General features: G+C 43.7%; 5 protein-coding genes. 3 read left to right on the plus strand and 2 right to left on the minus strand.

Translation table 11 applies throughout. From position 1 onward, the window contains the following. Positions 1-1,010: histidine kinase dimerization/phospho-acceptor domain-containing protein (locus B3M51_RS05355; RefSeq protein ID WP_292757369.1), on the minus strand; the 1,010-nt coding region annotated here is incomplete at its 3' end. Then, positions 997-1,689, minus strand: coding sequence for a heavy metal response regulator transcription factor (locus B3M51_RS05360; protein ID WP_292757371.1), 693 nt, complete (start codon positions 1,687-1,689; stop codon positions 997-999). The genes B3M51_RS05355 and B3M51_RS05360, both read right to left, overlap by 14 nt. A 318-nt stretch (positions 1,690-2,007) precedes the next feature. On the opposite strand from B3M51_RS05360, the gene B3M51_RS05365 reads away from it, so the two are divergent. The 3 genes from B3M51_RS05365 to B3M51_RS05375 all read left to right on the plus strand — a co-directional run. After that, complete coding sequence (locus B3M51_RS05365; RefSeq protein ID WP_014707002.1) at positions 2,008-2,286, plus strand: hypothetical protein; 279 nt, start codon at positions 2,008-2,010, stop codon at positions 2,284-2,286. 32 nt (positions 2,287-2,318) lie between these two features. After that, complete coding sequence (locus B3M51_RS05370; RefSeq protein WP_292757372.1) at positions 2,319-2,882, plus strand: c-type cytochrome; 564 nt, start codon at positions 2,319-2,321, stop codon at positions 2,880-2,882. Between the two features lie 62 nt (positions 2,883-2,944). Then, the coding region (locus B3M51_RS05375; RefSeq protein WP_292757374.1) for a multicopper oxidase domain-containing protein at positions 2,945-3,924 on the plus strand (980 nt) is incomplete at its 3' end.

A 3,924-nucleotide genomic window follows, 5' to 3' on the forward strand; every position in this document is an offset into this window, starting at 1 on the left:
TCTTCTGCCAAAGCTTCAAAAAAGCCGAATAATTCTCTTACTTCGTCGGATAAGTCCAGCGGTGTTTGTTCAAGTTTGATTAAGCCGTGGTCACTTTTTGCTAACCACAACATACCATTAATCATCTTTGCCAAACGTTCTTGTTCTTCCAAATTTGAGTACAACAATTCACGGTATTCTTCGAGTGTTCTGGATTTGCCTAAGCCAACCTGTGTCTGGGTGATGAGATTAGTCAGAGGTGTTCGTAGCTCATGTGCAATATCAGCTGAAAAATGTGATAGCTGATTAAAGCTATCCTCAAGTCGACCTATCATGTGGTTGAATGAAGACACCAAGTCCTGTAATTCAGATGGGACAAAAGATGGGGCAAGTCGCATATCTAGACGATCTGCTTGTATGTCACCCATTTTGTTCGAAAGTCTTCTTATTGGTGCATGCGCTTTGTGCACGCCATACCAAGCAGCCAACAGGGTAACGGCCCAAGTAAGGACCATTATTAACCATAGCGTTAGACGAAATTTATGGAGAAATTGAAGGTGAAAGCCAATATCGATGGCAGTAATAACCAAGTAGTTATGACCCGCTATCGCATTGTGCGTGAGGACACCCCGAAATGTCTTATCGTCCGCATGCCAGACTTGTAGGTTACCGGCACTAATTTCTGTAACGTGGCGAAGGCTGTCCTTCACTATTGAAAGGTTTGCGCCGGCACTTTCGAAAACCACCTTATCTTGTTGATTACGTACTTGATAATAGACGCCATGATGCCCAGAGACAGCACCGAACAGCGCTTTACTAAGTTGTAAATTGCTGTCGTTATTATTTCGCAATACGTCTATGACAGCCTTATTAATAACGGCAACTTCTTCTGCATCCTGTTCAGCAAAATGGCGTTCGACCGCATTCAGTACAAGGATGCCAATTAAAAGTAAGCTTAAACCTACAGATGCCCCAACGAAAAACATTACCCTTGCAGCGAGCGAAAGGGGTTTTTGATTATAAGGCTTCATCAACGGGCTCTACGTCAAGTTTGTAACCCATACCGCGAACCGTATGGATAAGTTTCGGTTCAAAATCGTCATCAACTTTTGCTCGCAGGCGGCGTATTGCCACATCTATCACGTTGGTGTCAGAGTCAAAATTCATGTCCCATACCTGAGAGGCAATCAAAGAGCGTGGTAGAACCTCACCTTGGCGACGTGCCAATAACTCTAAAAGACAAAACTCTTTGTGGCTAAGATTTATTTTTTTACCTGCCCGCGTAACGCGATGCTTAGGTAAATCTAAAGTCAGATCTGCTACTTTAAGAAGCTCAGAAAAAGTTGAGGGACTGCCTCGGCGCAATAATGTTCTTATCCTTGCTAGAAGTTCGGCAAAGGCAAAGGGCTTAACTAAATAGTCATCTGCGCCTAATTCTAGGCCTTTAACGCGATCATCCACCGTGTCACGAGCCGTGAGGAATAGTACCGGCGTTTGGCATTCTGCTTCACGTAACGACTGCAAGATCCGCCACCCGTCAACATCCGGCAACATAACATCCAGAACGATCAAATCAAACGCTTCTGTCATTGCCAAATGATGACCATCTAGGCCATTTCGAACAAGATTGACCTGAAACCCGGCCTCGCTTAGTCCTTTTTGTAAGTAGTCGCCTGTTTTTAACTCATCTTCCACTAATAATAATCGCATAGACGAATACTCTCCCTAAATTATTTTCCAACAATGCTATTTGTTCAGAAATAACTACAGGATTACATAAGGATTACGTTTTTGTAATGTTTAGGTCATCAAGGTGACAGAATCGTCCGGTTAGTCTTCAAAGTAGGTTGATTTAATAGTTGAGCCAACGCTGGTCAAGCGGAAATCAAATTTAATTTATCGTGATGTTGGCTCATCCAATTAAATGTAGCTTAAGAGGCAATGACAAGATTTAACTATGTGTTGCCGCTAATAATTTTTGCTTTAATCAAGTTATTCATACTTTTAATACTATTTAGGACTAACTTTATGAAATTTCAAACCTTGCCATATTTTGTTGCGTTGCCAGCATTAATGTTGGCTCTATCTGCTCAAGCTCATAACCCTGAAGAGCATATTAACAAAGGAGAAGCACCTAACTGTGCAGCTATGAAAGATATGGATCATTCTAAAATGGATATGAATGATCCAGTCATGCAAGCCATGATGCAGAAATGTATGCCTAAAGATGAAGTAATGTCTAAAGATGGTGATGCTGGCCATGATATGGAAGCAGGTGTTAAAAAACCTTCTGAGCATCAACATTAATTTCAGATAGCTGTTATAACGGAGTGATTAGTGTGCCATCTTTTAAGTTATTGACATGCTTTAAATGTATTGTTGTTGTGTCAGGTCTGGTCGTATTGGCTGGATTAGGGTTCATTTATTCAGGCTATTACCCAATGGGGGCTGACAGTAAGCACACAAAGCTTACGTACTGGGCATTAGAAACCTTACGTGAACGCTCCATCAGTCGGGCTGCTCAGAATATTGAGGTGCCAGCTGATCTTGATATACCTGCGCGATTACTTCGTGGTGGTTCAGATTATGCTGCTATGTGTGCAGGCTGTCATCTTGTGCCAGACAAAATGAATTCAGATTTCACTTTGGGACTGTATCCTGAACCACCTAATTTGACGGTGAAGCACTCAGGGCATGATGAGCCAAAAGTAGTCCAAGCCAGAGAATATTTTTGGATTATTAAACACGGCATTAAGGGCTCTGGAATGCCAGCCTGGGGGCCGGGCCATACTGACGAACAGATATGGAACCTAGTCGCTTTCTTGCAGCGACTTCCTGAATTGTCCCCCGACCAATACCAGATTCTTACGGCTCAGGGATCTTCAAGTTCCCATAACCATTGACTGTAATGTGTAATACAGGCTTACGTTTAAGTTAAATCCAATTTTGTTAGGAGACGAATTCCATGGCAAATTCAATTGAAGAGAATCGTAGACGCTTTATTAAATCTGCCATTGGGACAGCATCAGCCCTTGTTTTAGCCAAAATGGCGCCGGCATGGGCTTATCCACTGGGTCGAAGCTATGGTGATGTTATTCATGCGCAGAATGTGGTCGATCTGCATATTCGCCGCGAAGATATGAATGTTGCTGAAAGAATTGCTAGACCGATAACTATCAACGGTAGTATGCCAGGGCCTTTGCTCAGGTTGAAAGAAGGGCAGCGAGCCAGTTTACGTGTCAGTAATGCTTTGAATGAATCTACCTCCATCCATTGGCACGGCATTATTCTGCCGGAGAATATGGATGGTGTGCCCGGCGTCAGTTTTCCGGGTATCGACCCTGGCGAAACTTTTCACTACGAATATGATGTTAATCAGAACGGAACCTACTGGTATCACAGCCATTCTGGATTGCAGGAACAGTTAGGTCACTTAGGGCCGATTGTAATTGACCCCGCGGATGGTGATATTGGCGCAGATCGGGAACATGTAATTATCCTCAGTGACTGGACCTTTGAAGATCCCGACGAGGTGTTCCGAAATCTCAAGGTAGCCGAGGGTTATTACAATTATCAGCAGCGAACCTTGGGTGACACTATCGACGATATTCGCCGACAAGGGCTTGCAAAAACATGGCAAGAGCGGTCCATGTGGAACGAAATGCGCATGAGCGCCAGGGATCTATTGGATGTAACAGGATCTACCTATACCTACCTGATGAATGGTCGCGATAATTCGATCAACTGGACGGCACTGTACAAGCCCGGAGAAAAAATTCGTCTGAGAGTTATAAACGGATCTGCCATGACGTTTTTTGATTTTCGCATTCCGGGTCTCGAGATGACGGTGGTCTCTGCTGACGGTCAGCCGATCAAGCCCGTTACGGTAGATGAATTTCGAATTGGCGTGGCTGAGACATATGATGTCATTGTAACGCCGAAAAA

This window comes from Methylophaga sp. UBA2689 (assembly GCA_002354555.1).
Taxonomy (GTDB): Bacteria; Pseudomonadota; Gammaproteobacteria; order Nitrosococcales; family Methylophagaceae; genus Methylophaga.

Bases quoted from the DNA above. Each gene is read 5' to 3' on its own strand.
- B3M51_RS05365 (WP_014707002.1), top strand. From the start codon at position 2,008: ATGAAATTTCAAACCTTGCCATATTTTGTTGCGTTGCCAGCATTAATG.
- B3M51_RS05360 (WP_292757371.1), bottom strand. From the start codon at position 1,689: ATGCGATTATTATTAGTGGAAGATGAGTTAAAAACAGGCGACTACTTA.